This is a genomic window from Phycicoccus sonneratiae (assembly GCF_016887965.1).
Taxonomy (GTDB): Bacteria; Actinomycetota; Actinomycetes; order Actinomycetales; family Dermatophilaceae; genus Phycicoccus; species Phycicoccus sonneratiae.
In genome coordinates this window covers 50,944-66,074 of record NZ_JAFDVD010000006.1, presented here as the reverse complement: position 1 = coordinate 66,074, position 15,131 = coordinate 50,944, and the positions used below count along the sequence as shown (strand labels likewise).

Sequence of the window (15,131 nt, the reverse complement as noted above, 5' to 3'; positions counted from 1 at the left end):
TCAGGTCCCGAGTCGCAGCACCCGCGTGTAGAAGGCCAGCTCGCGCTCGAGGGCGTCGACGATCGTGTCGCGGCGCCGGAAGCCGTGGCCCTCGCCCTCGTAGACGGCGAGCTCGACCTCGCGCCCGGCGGCCCGCATCGCCGCCGCCATGTCCTCGGCCTGCGCGAGCGGCACGACCATGTCGTCGGTGCCCTGGAGCAGCAGGAGCTCGCCGTGGAGCCGGTCGACGTGGTGGACGGGGGAGCGGTCGCGGTACACCTGCTCGCCCTCGGGCCACGGGGCGACGAGCCGGTCGGTGTAGCGCGACTCGAACTTGTGGGTGTGCTGCGCGAGGGCCGCGAGGTCGCCGATGCCGAAGAGGCTCGTCCCGGCCGCGAACGCGTCGCTCGTCGTCATGGCCCGGAGCACCACGTACCCGCCGGCGCTCCCGCCGCGCACGGCGAGCCGGGAGCGGTCGGCGAGGCCCGCGTCGGCCGTCGCGAGGGCGCCGGTGACGCAGTCGTCGATGTCGACCTCCCCCCACCGCCCGAGGAGGCGGTCGCGGTAGGCGCGGCCGTAGCCGGTGCTGCCCGAGTAGTTGACGTCCAGCACGGCGAAGCCGCGGGTGGTCCAGAACTGGACGGCGGTCGTGTACGCGGCCTCCGCGCGGCTCGTCGGGCCGCCGTGGGCGAGGACGAGCAGCGGCGGGCGCTCGTCGGCCGGGCCCTCGACCCCTGCGAGCCGCGGGGCGTAGTACAGCCCGTGCACCTCGTCCCCGTCGCCGTTGCGCCAGGTGCGCGGCTCGGGGGTGGACACCGACCCGGGGTCGAGCCGGGTGCCGCCCGAGCCGCCGAGCACCCGGAACGGACCGGCGGCCGGTCCCCGGACGACCTCGGGCAGCCCGTCGGCGCGACCGCGCTTGAGGACGACCTCGCCGTCCGCGGAGCCGAGGTGGTCGTGGAACGCGCCCGAGCCGGCGGACGGGACGACCTCGCCGGTCGTCGTGTCGAGGACCCCCAGCCCCTGCCCGCCCGGTTCCCACCAGCGGACGAGGGCCCGCTCGGCGTCGAGGACCGCGAGGTCGCCCATCCCGAGGATCCACTGCGGGGCGGCGTGGTCGGCCTCCGTGTCGTGCACGGGGTGCGGACCGTCACCGGCGTCGCGGTGGACCAGCCACCACCCCGACTCGTCGGACACGAACCACAGCGAGCCGTCGGGACCGAACGTGGGCTGGACGACCGAGACGCCCTCGCCGCCCGCGACGGTGACGGCATCGCTCACGCCGTCGGCGTCGAGGTGGGCCACGACGAGCCGGGTGGAGTCCCACGGCATGTTCGGGTGGTCCCACACGACGTAGGCGATGCGCGTGCCGTCCGGTGACACCGCCGGCCGGGAGACGAAGTCGGTGCCGGTGTGCAGCACCGTGCCGCCGTCGGCGTTCTCGCCGTGCAGGTCGAGGCGCACGAGCTCGTTCGCCGGCTCCGGGTCGCGGGAGTGGTCCTCGCGCACCGCGTAGACGTGCTCGCCGTGGAGGACCAGGCCGCCGTAGCGCCACGGGCCCTCCGGCGTGAGGGCGACCGGCGCGGACGCCCCGGGGTCGAGGCGGTGCAGGCGGTCGTCGCCGAGGTGCGAGAACACGACCGTGCCGGCGGACACGGCGTAGGCGCCGCCGCCGTACTCGTGGACCCGGGTGCGCACGTTCCACGGGGCCGGGAGCACGTCGGCCGGGGCGTCGCCGTCGTGGCGGACGAGGACCTGCCGCCCCCCGTCCGCGGGGCGCCGCTCGAGCCACCACGTGTCGGCACCGTCGGCGTGCACCTCGTCGAGGAAGACCTGCCCGCCGGCGAGGTCGTCCGGGGCGAGCGGGGAGGGCCAGGTGCCGTAGGGGAGGGTCCGCATCCCCCGACCCTAGGTGGCGAGGTGCCACGGCGAGCGTCCGAGTGGTTGGGTGGGCCCGTGACGCCGCCCACGCCGTACGACGACCTCGACGAGGAGGAGCAGGTCGAGGTCCTGCGCCCCGCCGCCCTCGGGGCCGCGCACGCGTTCGGGCTCGACGTCGCGCGGATGGAGCCGGTGCTCCACGCCTACAACACGACCTTCGCCGTCGACACGGTCGGCGGCGAACGGTTCGCGCTGCGCGTCGGGACGAACTCCAAGAGCACGCCGGCCAACGTCCGCGCCCAGCAGGCGTGGCAGGAGGCCATCGCCACGACGACCGACGTCGTCGTGCCGCGCCCGCTGCGGACCACCGACGGCGGATGGTTCGTCACGGCCGAGCCGACCGGGCTCGCTCGCCCGGTCCTCGTCACCGCCGCGTCGTGGCTCGAGGGCGACGACGCGGGTGACGAGGCGTCCGCCGACTGGGCCCGTGCGCTCGGTCGGGCCACCGCGACCCTGCACCGGCAGTCCGCCGCCTGGTCGATGCCCGAGGACGCCGACCTCCCGCGCTTCGAGGACCCGCTCTTCGGCGACCGCGAGGTCCTCCTCGGCGCCCCGGGGCTCGCCGACACCGACCGGGTCGTGCTCGTCGAGGCCCTGCGCCGGACGCGGGAGGCCTTCGAGCGGCTGTCCTCCGGGGCCGAGGTCGTCCCGCTCCACGCCGACCTGCACGGCGGCAACCTCAAGTGGCACGAGGGCCGCCTCGCGGTCTTCGACTTCGACGACGCCGGCCTCGGGATCCCTGTCCTCGACCTCGCGATCACGACCTTCTACCTGCGCCGCGGCGGTGCCGAGGCGGCCGAGGCCGCGCTCCGGGAGGGGTACGCCGAGGTCGCGCCGCTGCCCGACGCCGACCCGGGCGACGTCGAGGCGCTCGTCGCCGCCCGGCAGCTGCTCCTCGCGAACTCGCTGCTCGACTCGAGCACCGCGTCGCTGCGGGCGATGGCCGACGACTACCGGCGCACCACCGTGGCGCGGCTGCGCCACTGGTTCGACACCGGCACCTTCCGCCTCGACGTCGAGGGCTGACTCCACCCCCAGGGGGAGGCGCCCCCGCCGGCCCGGTGGTCCGATGGTGGGGACCGACACCGCCACCGAGGAGGCGACGATGACCCTCTCGCTCACCGAGGAGCTCGTGCTCCTGACCCTCGACCCGCACTCCGGGCGACCCGCGCTCGACTCCGTCCGGATGAAGGCCGCCGTCGCCGGTGCCGCCGTCGCCCAGCTCACGCTCGACGGCGCCCTCGCCCTCGACGGGCCGGACCCCAAGCGGGCCCGCCTGCGCCGCACGGGCACCGCCGCACCCACCGACCCCCTGCTGAGCGACGCCCTCGAGCAGGCCGACGGCCGGCGCCCGAAGGACGCCGTCTCGCGCCTCGGCGGCGCGGGCGCCTGGCGCGACCGGGCCGGCGCCCTGCGCACCCACCTCCTCGACGCGATGGCCGCCGCGGGCGTCGTCCGGCGCGAGGACGACCGGGTCCTCGGCCTCTTCCCCCGCACCCGCTGGTCGGTGGCCGACCCCACGGTCCTCGACGCGCTGCGGGCCCGGGTCACCGGCGCCCTCGACGCCCGCGGCGGACCACCGGACCCCCCGACCGCCGCCCTCGTCGCGCTGCTCTCGGCCACCGACCGGCTCGCCGCCGTCACCGGCCTGCCCAAGGCCGAGGCGCGTCGCCGGGCCGAGGCGGCGACGGCGGGGGACTGGGCGGCCCCGGCCGTGCGGGCCGCCGTCCAGGAGGTGCACGCCGTGCTCGTCGCGAGCATGGTCGCGACGACTGCGGCGACGACCGCCGCCACGAGCTGAGGACCCCACCACCCCGCGCCCGGGAACTGCCGCGACCCGGCCCGCCACGCCTCGATAGCATCGGGGCGGGCCGGAGCACCGGCCCGCCCACCACCTGCCGAGGAGCGCCTGCGCCATGTCCGCCCAGATCACCGTCCACGTCGCCGGAAGCGAGCGATCGGTGTCCGGGGGGACGACGTACGGCGACCTCTTCGACGGCGACCGCACCGTGCTCGTCGCCCGGGTCGGCGGCGAGCTGCGCGACCTGCACCTCCCGGCCGCCGACGGCGACGTCGTCGAGCCGGTCACCGCGGCCGAGCAGGACGGCCTCGACGTCCTCCGGCACAGCGCCGCGCACGTGCTGGCCCAGGCCGTCCAGGAGGTGCACCCGGACGCGAAGCTCGGCATCGGGCCGCCCGTCCGCGACGGCTTCTACTACGACTTCGACGTCGAGACCCCGTTCACCCCCGAGGACCTCAAGGCACTCGAGAAGGTGATGCAGCGCATCGTCAACGAGGGCCAGACCTTCCACCGCCGCGAGGTGAGCGACGCCGACGCCGCCGTCGAGCTCGCCGACGAGCCGTACAAGATCGAGCTCATCGGGCTCAAGGGCGGGGCCGCCGAGGACGCCGCCGAAGGGGCGTCCGTGGAAGTCGGCGGCAGCCAGCTGACGATCTACGACAACGTCCGGCGTGACGGCTCGGTGGCCTGGGGCGACCTGTGCCGCGGCCCGCACGTGCCGTCGACCAAGGTCCTCGGCAACGCCTTCAAGCTGATGCGGTCCGCCGCCGCCTACTGGCGCGGCTCGGAGAAGAACCCGCAGCTGCAGCGCGTCTACGGCACCGCCTGGCCGACCAAGGACGAGCTCAAGGCCCACCTCGACCGGCTCGCCGAGGCCGAGAAGCGCGACCACCGCAAGCTCGGCGCCGAGCTCGACCTCTTCTCCTTTCCCGACGAGCTCGGCTCCGGGATGGCCGTCTTCCACCCCCGTGGCGGCGTCATCAAGCGCGAGATGGAGGACTACGTCCGGCGCCGGCACCTCGAGGAGGGCTTCCAGTACGTCGGCACCCCGCACATCAGCAAGGACGGCCTCTTCCACACCTCGGGGCACCTGCCGTACTACGCCGACACGATGTTCCCGCCGATGGAGCTCGAGCACGCGCAGTACCGCCTCAAGGCGATGAACTGCCCGATGCACAACCTCATCTTCCGTTCGCGCGGCCGCTCCTACCGCGAGCTGCCGATGCGCCTCTTCGAGTTCGGGTCGGTCTACCGGTTCGAGAAGTCGGGTGTCGTCCACGGCCTGACCCGCGTGCGGGCGATGACCCAGGACGACTCGCACTCCTACGTCACCCCCGAGCAGGCGCCCGGCGAGATCGAGCACCTGCTGCGGTTCGTCGTCGGCCTGCTCGAGGACTTCGGCCTCGACGACTACTACTTCGAGCTCTCGACCCGCGCGACCGAGGGTGACAAGAAGGACAAGTTCATCGGCTCGGACGAGCAGTGGGAGACCGCGACCGAGGTCCTGCGCTCCACCGCGGAGACCTTCGGGGTCGACCTCGTCGACGACCCGGGCGGCGCCGCCTACTACGGGCCGAAGATCTCGGTGCAGACCCGCGACGCCATCGGGCGCACCTGGCAGATGTCGACCATCCAGTACGACTTCAACCAGCCGCACCGGTTCGGCCTCGAGTACCAGGCCGCCGACGGCTCGCGCCAGGAGCCGGTGATGATCCACTCGGCGAAGTTCGGGTCGATCGAGCGCTTCATCGGCGTGCTCGTCGAGCACTACGCCGGGGCGTTCCCGGTGTGGCTCTCGCCGGTGCAGGTCCTCGGAGTGCCCGTGGCGGAGGAGTTCGTGCCGTACCTGCGCGAGGTCGGCGAGAAGCTCGCGGCCCACGGGGTGCGCTTCGAGATCGACGAGTCCGACGACCGGTTCCCGAAGAAGATCCGCACGGCGAGCAAGTCGAAGGTGCCCTACGTCCTCATCGCCGGGGGCGAGGACCGCGACGCCGGCGCCGTGTCGTTCCGGTACCGCGACGGGTCGCAGAAGAACGGGGTGCCGGTCGACGACGCGGTCGCCGAGGTCCTCGACGCGATCCGGAGCAAGAGCCAGGTCTGAGCCGCTCGTGTCCGGATGGTGGGACTCGGCGGTCGGTGGGTGACCCCTCGTCACGTCCGTCACGCGACACGCCGACGACACGCCGGTCCGCGTCACAGGCTGGAAATTGGTCGGCCAAACCTCTTGCGGGACAGGGTGTCCGGGGCATAGAAATATCCCACTCCACCACTTCGGTGGCGGAGGGATCGAGAAGGAGAAGGACGCCAGGCCGCGCGGTTCTGCCGCGAGGAGCCACCGGGTGATGACGGTGGTGGCGACTGGATACCGGCTCGTGAGACGCGGAGCATCATGCCGGGTCACCGAGGCCCCGGAACCACTCATACTGGTTCCGGGGCCTCACCTTTGTGCCCGGGACACCTCCCGGAGCGCGGGTCCGTGGGTCATGCTGGGGGCGTGGAGACCGCTCGCGACGTCCGGGTGCGCGAGGCCGTGCCCACCGACGCCTTCTCGGTCGCCGCCCTGCACATCCAGGACGAGCGCGAGCGCGGGGCCGCCGTCCCCCCCGGCTTCCTCGACGCCTTCGCCGACGCCTGGCTGCGCGACCGGGCGCGGCGCACCTGGCTCGCCGAGGACCCCGTCGGCCGTCCGCTCGGTGTCGTGCACGGCACCCGGGTGCAGAAGCTGCCGAGCGCCCACCGCCCCGCCGACGCGTGGTTCCACGTCAGCCTCCTCTTCGTCACCCCCGACGCGCGGGGCGCCGGCATCGGGGAGCAGCTGCTGCGGGCGCTGCTCCGGTGGGCGGCCACCGACCACGTCACCCGCGTCCAGCTGAACGCCGTGCCGGAGGCGCGCACGCTCTACGAGCGGGTCGGCTTCGGGGCGCCCTCGGACCGGCTCATGGAGCTGAGGTTCGACGGCCCCACCTAGGGTGGCGGGATGCAGACCGGCACCCCCTCCCGCGGAGTCCTCGTCACCGGCGCGTCCCGGGGGGTCGGTGCGGCCGTGGCCCGGGCCTTCGCCGCGCGCGGCGACCGGGTCGTCGTGCACCACCGCGGGGCGTCGAGCACCGAGCGTGCCGAGGAGGTCCTCGCCTCGCTGGGCGGCACCGGCCACCTGCGCGTGCCCGCCGACCTCGCCGACCCCGACGCCGTGCGGGTGCTGGCCGACGCCGCGGTCGCGGGCCTCGGGCGGGTCGACGTGCTCGTCAACAACGCCGCGATGATCGTGCCGCCGGGCTCCTCGGGCAGCCGTCGCGGCGACCACCCGCTCGACGCGACGTCCTACGAGGACTGGGTGCAGGTGTGGCAGCGCACGCTGGCCACGAACCTGCTCGGCCCGGCGAACCTCACGTGGTGCGTCGCGCGGCACATGCTCGAGGTCGCGCCGGGCGACGGCGTGCCCGTCGGGCGCGTCGTCAACGTCGGGTCGCGCGGGGCGTTCCGCGGAGAGCCCGACATCCCGGCCTACGGCGCGAGCAAGGCCGGCCTGCACTCCTTCGGCCAGTCGATGGCCCAGCACCTCGGGCGGCACGGCATCGCCGTGACGAGCATCGCGCCCGGCTTCATCGCCACCGAGATGGCCGGCTACGCGCTGGCCGACGAGGCCGCGGCCGAGGCCACCCGCGCCCAGAGCCCGTTCCACCGGGTCGCGACCCCGGAGGAGGTCGCCGGCGCGGTCCTCGCCCTCGCGGCACCGGGTGCCGAGTGGGCCTCGGGCGCCGTCCTCGACTTCAACGGGGCGAGCCACCTGCGCTGAGCGGGCGCCACTCCATCCGGATGTCCGGGGCGCCCTCCTCGTTGTCGCCGTCCGTGCCGCCCACCTCGACGAAGCCCTCGCGAGCGTAGAACCGACGCGCCCCGGCGTTCGCCGCGAACGTCCACAGCGCCAGGCCCTCCGGGTGCGCCGCGCGGGCCAGGGCGAGCAGTGCGGCTCCCGTGCCGCGGCCGGTCGCGCCGGACCGGACGTAGAGGTGCTCGACCTCGCCACCTCGACCGAGGGCGAGGAACCCCACGGGGAGCCCGTTCTCCTCGGCCACCCACACCGTGTCGCTCGCCACGACCCGCGCCAGGAACGGGGCGACGGTCTCCGGCGGGTGCGCGAGCGGCGGGATGCCCGGGACGCTGTCGGCGCGCACCGCGAGGAACAGGTCGGCGAGCGCCGGGACGTCGGCGTCGACGGCCGGGCGGAGGACGACGGCGGAGTCGGGCACCGGGTCACCCTGCCACGCGCCGCCCCGGGCGCCCCGCCCTAGGATCGGAGGCATGGCCGAGCACGAGGACCCCGTCGACTTCGCGGGGGAGCCCGACGGCTTCGACCGGCTGTGGACCCCGCACCGGATGGTCTACCTGCGCGGCGAGCGCCCGGACCCGGACGCCGGCGAGGGCTGTCCCTTCTGCGCCGCCCCCGGCAAGTCCGACGAGGAGGGGCTGGTCGTGCACCGCGGCGAGCACTGCTACGTCGTGATGAACCTCTTCCCGTACAACCCCGGCCACGTGCTCGTCTGCCCGTACCGGCACGTCGCCCTCTACGTCGAGCTCACCGACGAGGAGACGGCGGAGTTCACCGCGCTGACGAAGGCGGCCATCCACGCCCTCACCGGCGCGTCCGAGCCGATGGGGTTCAACCTCGGGATGAACCAGGGCGCGGTGGCGGGCGCCGGGGTCGCCGCCCACCTGCACCAGCACGTCGTGCCGCGCTGGGGCGGCGACAGCAACTTCCTGCCGATCGTCGCCCGGACCAAGGCGCTGCCGATGCTCCTCGAGGACGTCCGCTCACGGCTCGTCGAGCACTGGCCCGCCTGAGCCGCGTCCGGGGAGCTCAGGCGGAGGCGCCGGCCCCGAGGTGCTCGCGCGCCAGCCGGCCCGGCAGCTCCTCGTAGCCGCGGGGCTCGCGCCGGAAGACACCCGTGCCGTGGGCGAGCGAGCGCAGGGCGATCGCGTAGTCGAGCAGCTCGAGGCGGGGGACGGCGGCCACGAGCACCGAGCGCCCGGGCTCGTCGTCGCACGGCTCGGACCCGACGATCTGCCCGCGCCGGCTGCTGACGTCGGTCATCACCGCCCCGAGGTAGTCGTCGTCGACGGTGACCGTGACGGTGTCGACCGGCTCGAGGAGGCAGAGCGACTCGGCGGAGGCGAGCTCGCGCAGGGCCAGCCCGGCCGCGGTCTGGAAGGCCATGTCCGAGGAATCCACGCTGTGCGCCTTGCCGTCGGTGAGGGTGACCTTGACGTCGGTGACCGGCCAGCCCGCGAGCAGGCCCTTGGCGAGCTGCTGGTGCACGCCCTTCTCGACGCTGCCGATGAACTGCCGCGGCACCGCACCGCCGACGACGACCTCGGCGAACTCGACGCCGGAGCCACGGGGGAGCGGCTCGAGGACGAGGTGGCACACGGCGTACTGGCCGTGCCCGCCGGACTGCTTGACGTGCCGGCCCTGGGCCTCGGAGCGGCCGAGGGCGGTCTCCTTGAGCGCGACCTTGACCGGCACCTGCTCGACCCCGACGTTGAACCGGTCGCGGAGCCGGTGGAGCAGCAGCTCGAGGTGCGCCGGGCCGGTGGTCCACAGGACGACCTGCCCGGTCTCGGGGTCGTGCTCGATGCGCAGCGCGGGGTCCTCGGAGGCGAGCTCGCGGAAGGCGACCGGCATCCGGTCCTCGTCGGCACGGGTCGCCGCCTGGACCGCGGCCGGGAGCAGGGCCTCCGGCAGCGTCCACGGGGTGACGAGCAGGGGGCGCGCGGGGTCCGAGAGGGTGTCGGAGGTCTGCGCCCCGGCGAGCTTGGTGACGACGACGACCTCGCCGGCGACGGCCGACTCCTTGGCGAGCAGCTCGCCGTCGAGGGGGGCGGCCAGCGCCCCGGGCCGCACGTCGTCGTCGTGCGCCTCGTGCCCCTCGCCGGTCGGGCCCCCGAGCAGCTCGAGGTGGCCGGAGACGTGGACCGGGCGGTCGCCGCGCAGCGTCCCCGAGAAGACGCGGACGAGGGACAGGTGCCCGACGTAGGCGTCGGACTCGGTGTGCACGACCTCGGCGACGAGCGGGCCGTCCGGGTCGGCCGCGAGGACCACCGGCTCGCCGCCGCCGACCGGCGTGACGGTCGGGAGCGGGTGCTGCCCGGGGTGGGGGAAGGCGGCCTCGACGAGGTGGAGCAGGACCTCGACCCCGGCCCCGGTCTCGCCGGAGACCGGCAGCACCGGGTGGAAGGTGCCGTGCGCGACGGCGGCGAGCAGGTCGCGCTCGAGGGTCGCGAAGTCGAGGTCCTCACCGGCGAGGTAGCGGTCCATCAGCTCGGGGTCCTCGGACTCCTCGATGACGCCCTCGACGAGCCCGGGACGATGGGTGTCGAAGACCTCGGCGTGCTCGGCGCCGGCCGGCCGCACCGTGCGCCGGCCGCCCTCGTAGTCGTGGATCTCGCCGAGGAGCAGGTCGGCGATGGACGTGACGGCACCCTCGGACCCGGCCACCGGCACCCCGAGCGGCTGGATGCCGGCGCCGAAGTGCGCCCGGCAGTCCTCGAGCGTCGCGAGGAAGTCGGCGTCGCGGGCGTCGAGCTGGGTGACGACGACCGCGCGGGGCATCCCGACGACCGCGCACTCGTGCCACAGGGCGCGTGAGCGGGCGTCCGCGCCGTCCGCGGCCGAGACGACGAAGAGGGCGGCGTCCGCAGCACGCAGACCCGCCCTCACCTGCCCGACGAAGTCGGGGTTGCCCGGGGCGTCGAGGAGGGTCAGCACCACCTCCCCGAGCTCGAGGGTGGCGGCCCGCAGCCCCGCGCCGGCCTCGCCCCGGGGACGGGGGCCGCGCTTCGGGGCGAGCGTCGCGACGACGTGGTCGAACAGCCGCGAGGTGCCGGCGCCGCTCGGTCCGACGAGGACGACGTTGCGCAGCCGGGTGGTGTCGGTGACGGTGGGTGCCGGGGTGCTCGCTGTGCCGCTCATGAGGCCAATCAACTCCTCCCCGGGGCGGTGCACAAGGGGAACGCCCGGACCCGCGCGGAGACGTGCACCACGACGGCACGCCCGGGCCGCCCGCCTCGTGGCCCGGGCGCCCCGAGGGCCCGACTACGCTGGCCGCACCATGCTCAACCGCTACGCGCGCGCGTTCTTCACCAAGATCCTCACGCCGGTGGCCGCCCTGCTCATCCGGCTCGGGATCAGCCCCGACGTCGTCACCGTCATCGGCACGCTCGGGGTGTGCTTCGGCGCGCTGGCGTTCTACCCCCGCGGAGAGTTCCTCGTCGGCACCCTCGTCGTCACGGCCTTCGTCTTCAGCGACACCGTCGACGGCATCATGGCCCGGCGGATCGGCCGCACCGGCACGTGGGGCGCCTACCTCGACTCCACGCTCGACCGGGTCGGCGACGCGGCCGTCTTCGGCGGGCTCGTGCTCTGGTACGCCGGCAACGGGGGCAACGCCTACATGGCGGCGCTCGCCCTCGCCTGCCTCATCCTCGGCAGCGTCGTCTCGTACGCGAAGGCCCGCGCCGAGGGGCTGGGGATGACCGCGAACGTCGGCATCGCCGAGCGCGCCGACCGGCTCGTCGCGGCCCTCGTCGCCACCGGCCTCACCGGGCTGTTCGACATCCCCACCGTCTTCCTCGGGACGGTGCTCGCGCTGCTCGCGCTGGCCAGCCTCGTCACCGTCGTCCAGCGGATCCTCGAGGTCCGCCGGCAGGCCCTGGGGGTGGCGTGAGGAGGCTGCTCGGCTCGGTCACCGACGCGGCCACCCTCGCCGGCCACCGCCTCGGCTGGGCCGCGGTGCGCCGGGTGCCCGAGCGGGTCGCCTACCGCGCCTTCGACGCCGTCGCGGACCTCACCGTGGCCCGTGGGGGAGCGGCCCGGCTGCGGGCCAACTACGCCCGGGTCCGGCCCGAGCTCGACGACGCCGCCCTCGACGCGCTCGTCCGCGAGGGGATGCGCTCGTACCTGCGCTACTACTGCGAGGCCTTCCGGCTCCCCGAGCTCGGCCCGGACGACCTCGCCGCCCGCGTGCGCGTCGAGGGCGACGGCCCGGTGCGCGAGGTCCTCGACGCCGACGGCTCGGTCGTCTGCTTCCTCGGTCACCTCGGCAACTGGGACCTCGCCGGCGCGTGGGGCACGGTGCACCTCGGCCCGGTGACCACCGTCGCCGAGCGGCTCGAGCCGGAGGAGGTCTTCCGCGAGTTCCTCGAGTTCCGCGAGGGGCTCGGCATGACGATCCTCCCGCTCACCGGCGGCCCCGACGTCTTCCCGGCGCTGCGCGAGGCGGCCCGGCGGCGGGGACTCATCCCGCTGCTCGCCGACCGCGACCTCACCCACCGCGGCGTCACCGTCGACTTCTGCGGGCTCCCGGCCCGGATGGCCCCCGGCCCGGCCGCGCTGGCCCTCGCCGAGCGCCGCCCGCTGCACCCGGTCTCCATCCGCCACGAACGGCGGGGCGCCGGCTGGGGCATCGTCCTCACCTTCCACCCGGCCGTCGAGGTGCCCGCGTCCGGCGCCACCCGCGAGAAGGTCGTCGCGATGACCCAGGCCTGCGCCGACGCCCTCGGTACCGCCGTGCGCGAGCACACCTCGGACTGGCACATGCTCCAGCGGGTCTTCGTCGAGGACCTCGACCCCGAGCGCCTGGCCCGGGCGGGGGCGGCGCGATGAGGATCGGCATCGTCTGCCCCTACTCGTGGGACGTGCCCGGCGGGGTGCAGTTCCACGTCCGCGACCTCGCCGAGGTCTTCCTCGCGCAGGGGCACGAGGTCTCCGTGCTCGCCCCGGCCGACGACGACGCCGAGCTGCCGCCCTACCTCGTGTCGTGCGGCCGCGCGGTGCCGGTGCGCTACAACGGCTCGGTCGCCCGGCTGACCTTCGGACCGGTCACCTCGGCCCGGGTCACTCGCTGGCTCGAGCAGGGCGACTTCGACATCGTGCACCTCCACGAGCCGGTCACGCCGTCGGTGTCGCTCATGGCCCTCTGGGCCGCCGAGGAGCCGGTCGTCGCGACCTTCCACACCTCGACGGTGCGCTCGCGCGCGATGCACGCCGCCAACCCACTGCTGCGGCCGTCGCTGGAGAAGATCCGGGCGCGGATCGCGGTGTCCGAGGACGCCGCCCGCACGGTGCGCCGTCACCTCGGCGGCGACACCTACATCATCCCGAACGGCGTCCACGTCGACCGCTTCGCCGCGGCGACGCCCCGCGACGAGTGGGCGGGCCGGCCCGGGGCCCCGACCCTGGCCTTCCTCGGCCGGGTCGACGAGCCCCGCAAGGGCCTCGACGTCGCGCTGCGGGCACTGCCCGCCGTCCTCGACGCCCACCCCGGCACCCGGCTCCTCGTCGCCGGTCCGGGCGACGCCGCCGACCTGCTGCGTGAGGCCGACCCCCGGGCCGTCGCCGCCACGGTCGTCCTCGGCGCGGTCTCCGACGAGGACAAGGCCCGGCTGCTCCGGTCGGTCGACGCCTACGTCGCCCCGCACCTCGGGGGCGAGAGCTTCGGCATCGTCCTCGTCGAGGCGATGGCGGCCGGCGCCCCGGTCGTCGCCTCCGACCTCTCGGCGTTCCTCGCCGTCCTCGACGACGGGCGCACCGGTGCCACCTTCGCGACCGGGTCGGCCCCGGCGCTCTCGGCCACGCTCGTCGGGCTGCTCGCCGACGCCGGCCGGCGGGCCGAGCTGCGCGAGGCTGGCACCGAGCGGGCCCGCACCTTCGACTGGTCCCGGGTGTCCGAGCAGGTGATGGCCGTCTACGAGACCGTCCTCGAGGGGGCGCACGCCGAGCTCGCCGAGCAGGCGCCACGCGGCCTGTGGAGCCGGCTGGTCCGCAGCGTGCCCGGGAGCGGGACCCCGTGAGCGGCACCGACGTCGACGTCCTCCAGGTGACGACCTTCGTCGTCATCGTCCTCATCGGCGTGGCGTGGTACCTCTCCTACGCCGCCGCCCGCCTCGACCGCCTGCACGCCAAGGTCGAGGGGGCGATGTCGGCGCTCGACGCCCAGCTGGTCCGGCGCGCCGAGGCCACCCTCGAGCTCGCGAACAGCGGCAGCCTCGACCCCGCCACCGCCCTGCTCCTCGCCGACGCGGCGACCGACTCCATCGAGCGCACCACCGAGCACCCGCTCGACGAGGACCTCCTCGACGGGCAGCACTTCGGCGGCCGCGAGCAGGTCGAGACGACCCTCAGCGAGGTGCTCGCCGTGACCCTCACCGACGAGGTCGTCGGCGGGCTGCGCACCGAGGACGACGAGCTCGTCGCCGAGGCGCTGGACCGCATCTCGGCCAGCGCCCTGCGGGTGCGGATGGCCCGCCGGTTCCACAACGACGCGGTCCGTGAGGTCCGCCGCGTGCGCGACAAGCGCGTGGTGCGCTGGTTCCGGCTGGCCGGCCGTGCGGCGCTGCCGGAGCGGGTCGAGTTCGACGACGAGGTCCCCGCGGCCCTCACCCACTGAGGCGGCGGACCGGCGTCAACGCCGCCCCCGCCGCGGACCTATGATCGGCCGCATGAGCGAGCAGCAGACCGCCCCGACCACCGGCACGACGCGCGTCAAGCGCGGCATGGCCGAGATGCTCAAGGGCGGCGTGATCATGGACGTCGTCACCGCCGAGCAGGCGAAGATCGCCGAGGACGCCGGCGCCGTGGCCGTCATGGCCCTCGAGCGGGTGCCCGCCGACATCCGGGCCCAGGGCGGGGTGTCGCGGATGAGCGACCCCGACATGATCGACTCGATCATCGAGGCCGTCTCGGTCCCGGTCATGGCCAAGGCGCGCATCGGCCACTTCGTCGAGGCGCAGGTCCTCCAGAGCCTCGGGGTCGACTACATCGACGAGTCCGAGGTCCTCACGCCGGCCGACTACGCCAACCACATCGACAAGTGGCAGTTCACCGTGCCCTTCGTCTGCGGCGCGACCAACCTCGGCGAGGCGCTGCGCCGCATCACCGAGGGTGCGGCGATGATCCGCTCCAAGGGCGAGGCCGGTACCGGCGACGTCTCGAACGCGACGACGCACATGCGCTCGCTGCGCAAGGAGATCAACCGGCTGCGCTCGATGGAGCCCGACGAGCTCTACGTCGCGGCCAAGGAGCTCCAGGCCCCCTACGACCTCGTCAAGGAGGTCGCCGAGACCGGCAAGCTGCCCGTCGTCCTCTTCACCGCCGGCGGCATCGCCACCCCGGCCGACGCCGCGATGATGATGCAGCTCGGCGCCGAGGGCGTCTTCGTCGGCTCCGGCATCTTCAAGTCGGGCAACCCGGCCGAGCGGGCCGAGGCCATCGTCAAGGCGACGACCTTCCACGACGACCCCGACGTCATCGCCAAGGTCTCGCGCGGCCTCGGCGAGGCGATGGTCGGCATCAACGTCGACGAGATCCCGCAGCCGCACCGGCTCGCCGAGCGCGGCTGGTGACGCCGTCGGC

14 protein-coding genes are annotated in these 15,131 nt (G+C 74.7%); 11 read left to right on the top strand and 3 right to left on the bottom strand.

The annotated features are described in order from the left end of the window. A complete protein-coding gene (locus JQN70_RS05010) occupies positions 1 to 1,878 on the bottom strand; it encodes an alpha/beta hydrolase family protein (protein WP_204130231.1) in 1,878 nt (625 codons plus the stop codon). A 57-nt stretch (positions 1,879 to 1,935) separates the two neighbouring features. Between JQN70_RS05010 and JQN70_RS05005 the strand changes: the two genes are divergently transcribed. The 5 genes from JQN70_RS05005 (at position 1,936) to JQN70_RS04985 (ending at position 7,517) form a co-directional block, all read left to right on the top strand. Beyond that, a complete protein-coding gene (locus tag JQN70_RS05005) occupies positions 1,936 to 2,946 on the top strand; it encodes a phosphotransferase enzyme family protein (protein ID WP_204130230.1) in 1,011 nt (336 codons plus the stop codon). A 43-nt stretch (positions 2,947 to 2,989) separates the two neighbouring features. After that, positions 2,990 to 3,721 carry a GOLPH3/VPS74 family protein gene (locus JQN70_RS05000; RefSeq protein ID WP_204130229.1) on the top strand — a complete coding sequence of 244 codons (732 nt, stop codon included), beginning with the start codon at positions 2,990 to 2,992 and terminating at the stop codon, positions 3,719 to 3,721. 115 nt (positions 3,722 to 3,836) lie between these two features. Further along, entirely contained in the window at positions 3,837 to 5,822 is a 1,986-nt protein-coding gene (thrS, locus tag JQN70_RS04995; RefSeq protein WP_204130228.1) for a threonine--tRNA ligase, read from the top strand. 393 nt (positions 5,823 to 6,215) lie between these two features. After that, the gene (locus JQN70_RS04990; RefSeq protein ID WP_204130227.1) at positions 6,216 to 6,689 is read left to right on the top strand and encodes a GNAT family N-acetyltransferase; all 474 of its coding nucleotides are present in this window, start codon (positions 6,216 to 6,218) and stop codon (positions 6,687 to 6,689) included. Positions 6,690 to 6,698: 9 nt separating this feature from the next. After that, positions 6,699 to 7,517, top strand: coding sequence for an SDR family NAD(P)-dependent oxidoreductase (locus JQN70_RS04985; RefSeq protein WP_204130226.1), 819 nt, complete (start codon positions 6,699 to 6,701; stop codon positions 7,515 to 7,517). Here JQN70_RS04985 and JQN70_RS04980 read toward each other — a convergent pair. Further along, positions 7,492 to 7,971 (bottom strand): GNAT family N-acetyltransferase, encoded by a 480-nt coding sequence (locus tag JQN70_RS04980; RefSeq protein ID WP_204130225.1) that lies wholly within the window; start codon positions 7,969 to 7,971, stop codon positions 7,492 to 7,494. The two genes, JQN70_RS04985 and JQN70_RS04980, sit on opposite strands and share 26 nt — an antisense overlap. Positions 7,972 to 8,023: 52 nt before the next feature. Here JQN70_RS04980 and JQN70_RS04975 point away from each other — a divergent pair, with 52 nt between their 5' ends. Beyond that, positions 8,024 to 8,563, top strand: a complete 540-nt coding sequence (locus tag JQN70_RS04975) for an HIT family protein (protein ID WP_204130224.1) — start codon at positions 8,024 to 8,026, stop codon at positions 8,561 to 8,563. Positions 8,564 to 8,579: 16 nt separating this feature from the next. On the opposite strand, the gene JQN70_RS04970 is transcribed toward JQN70_RS04975, so the two are convergent. Continuing rightward, on the bottom strand, positions 8,580 to 10,691 hold the full coding sequence (locus JQN70_RS04970; protein WP_204130223.1) for an elongation factor G: 2,112 nt from the start codon (positions 10,689 to 10,691) through the stop codon (positions 8,580 to 8,582). A gap of 139 nt (positions 10,692 to 10,830) precedes the next feature. Between JQN70_RS04970 and pgsA the strand changes: the two genes are divergently transcribed. The 5 genes from pgsA to pdxS are packed head-to-tail and all read left to right on the top strand — an operon-like array spanning position 10,831 to position 15,121. Further along, positions 10,831 to 11,445 carry a phosphatidylinositol phosphate synthase gene (gene pgsA, locus JQN70_RS04965; RefSeq protein WP_204130222.1) on the top strand — a complete coding sequence of 205 codons (615 nt, stop codon included), beginning with the start codon at positions 10,831 to 10,833 and terminating at the stop codon, positions 11,443 to 11,445. Beyond that, positions 11,442 to 12,383 (top strand): phosphatidylinositol mannoside acyltransferase, encoded by a 942-nt coding sequence (locus tag JQN70_RS04960; RefSeq protein ID WP_307835825.1) that lies wholly within the window; start codon positions 11,442 to 11,444, stop codon positions 12,381 to 12,383. Before pgsA ends, JQN70_RS04960 begins: the two co-directional genes overlap by 4 nt. Next, positions 12,380 to 13,570 (top strand): glycosyltransferase family 4 protein, encoded by a 1,191-nt coding sequence (locus JQN70_RS04955; protein ID WP_204130221.1) that lies wholly within the window; start codon positions 12,380 to 12,382, stop codon positions 13,568 to 13,570. Before JQN70_RS04960 ends, JQN70_RS04955 begins: the two co-directional genes overlap by 4 nt. Next, on the top strand, positions 13,567 to 14,166 hold the full coding sequence (locus JQN70_RS04950; RefSeq protein WP_204130220.1) for a hypothetical protein: 600 nt from the start codon (positions 13,567 to 13,569) through the stop codon (positions 14,164 to 14,166). The genes JQN70_RS04955 and JQN70_RS04950 overlap by 4 nt, the downstream gene beginning before the upstream one ends. A 52-nt stretch (positions 14,167 to 14,218) precedes the next feature. Continuing rightward, entirely contained in the window at positions 14,219 to 15,121 is a 903-nt protein-coding gene (gene pdxS / locus JQN70_RS04945; protein WP_204130219.1) for a pyridoxal 5'-phosphate synthase lyase subunit PdxS, read from the top strand. Positions 15,122 to 15,131 lie beyond the last annotated feature (10 nt).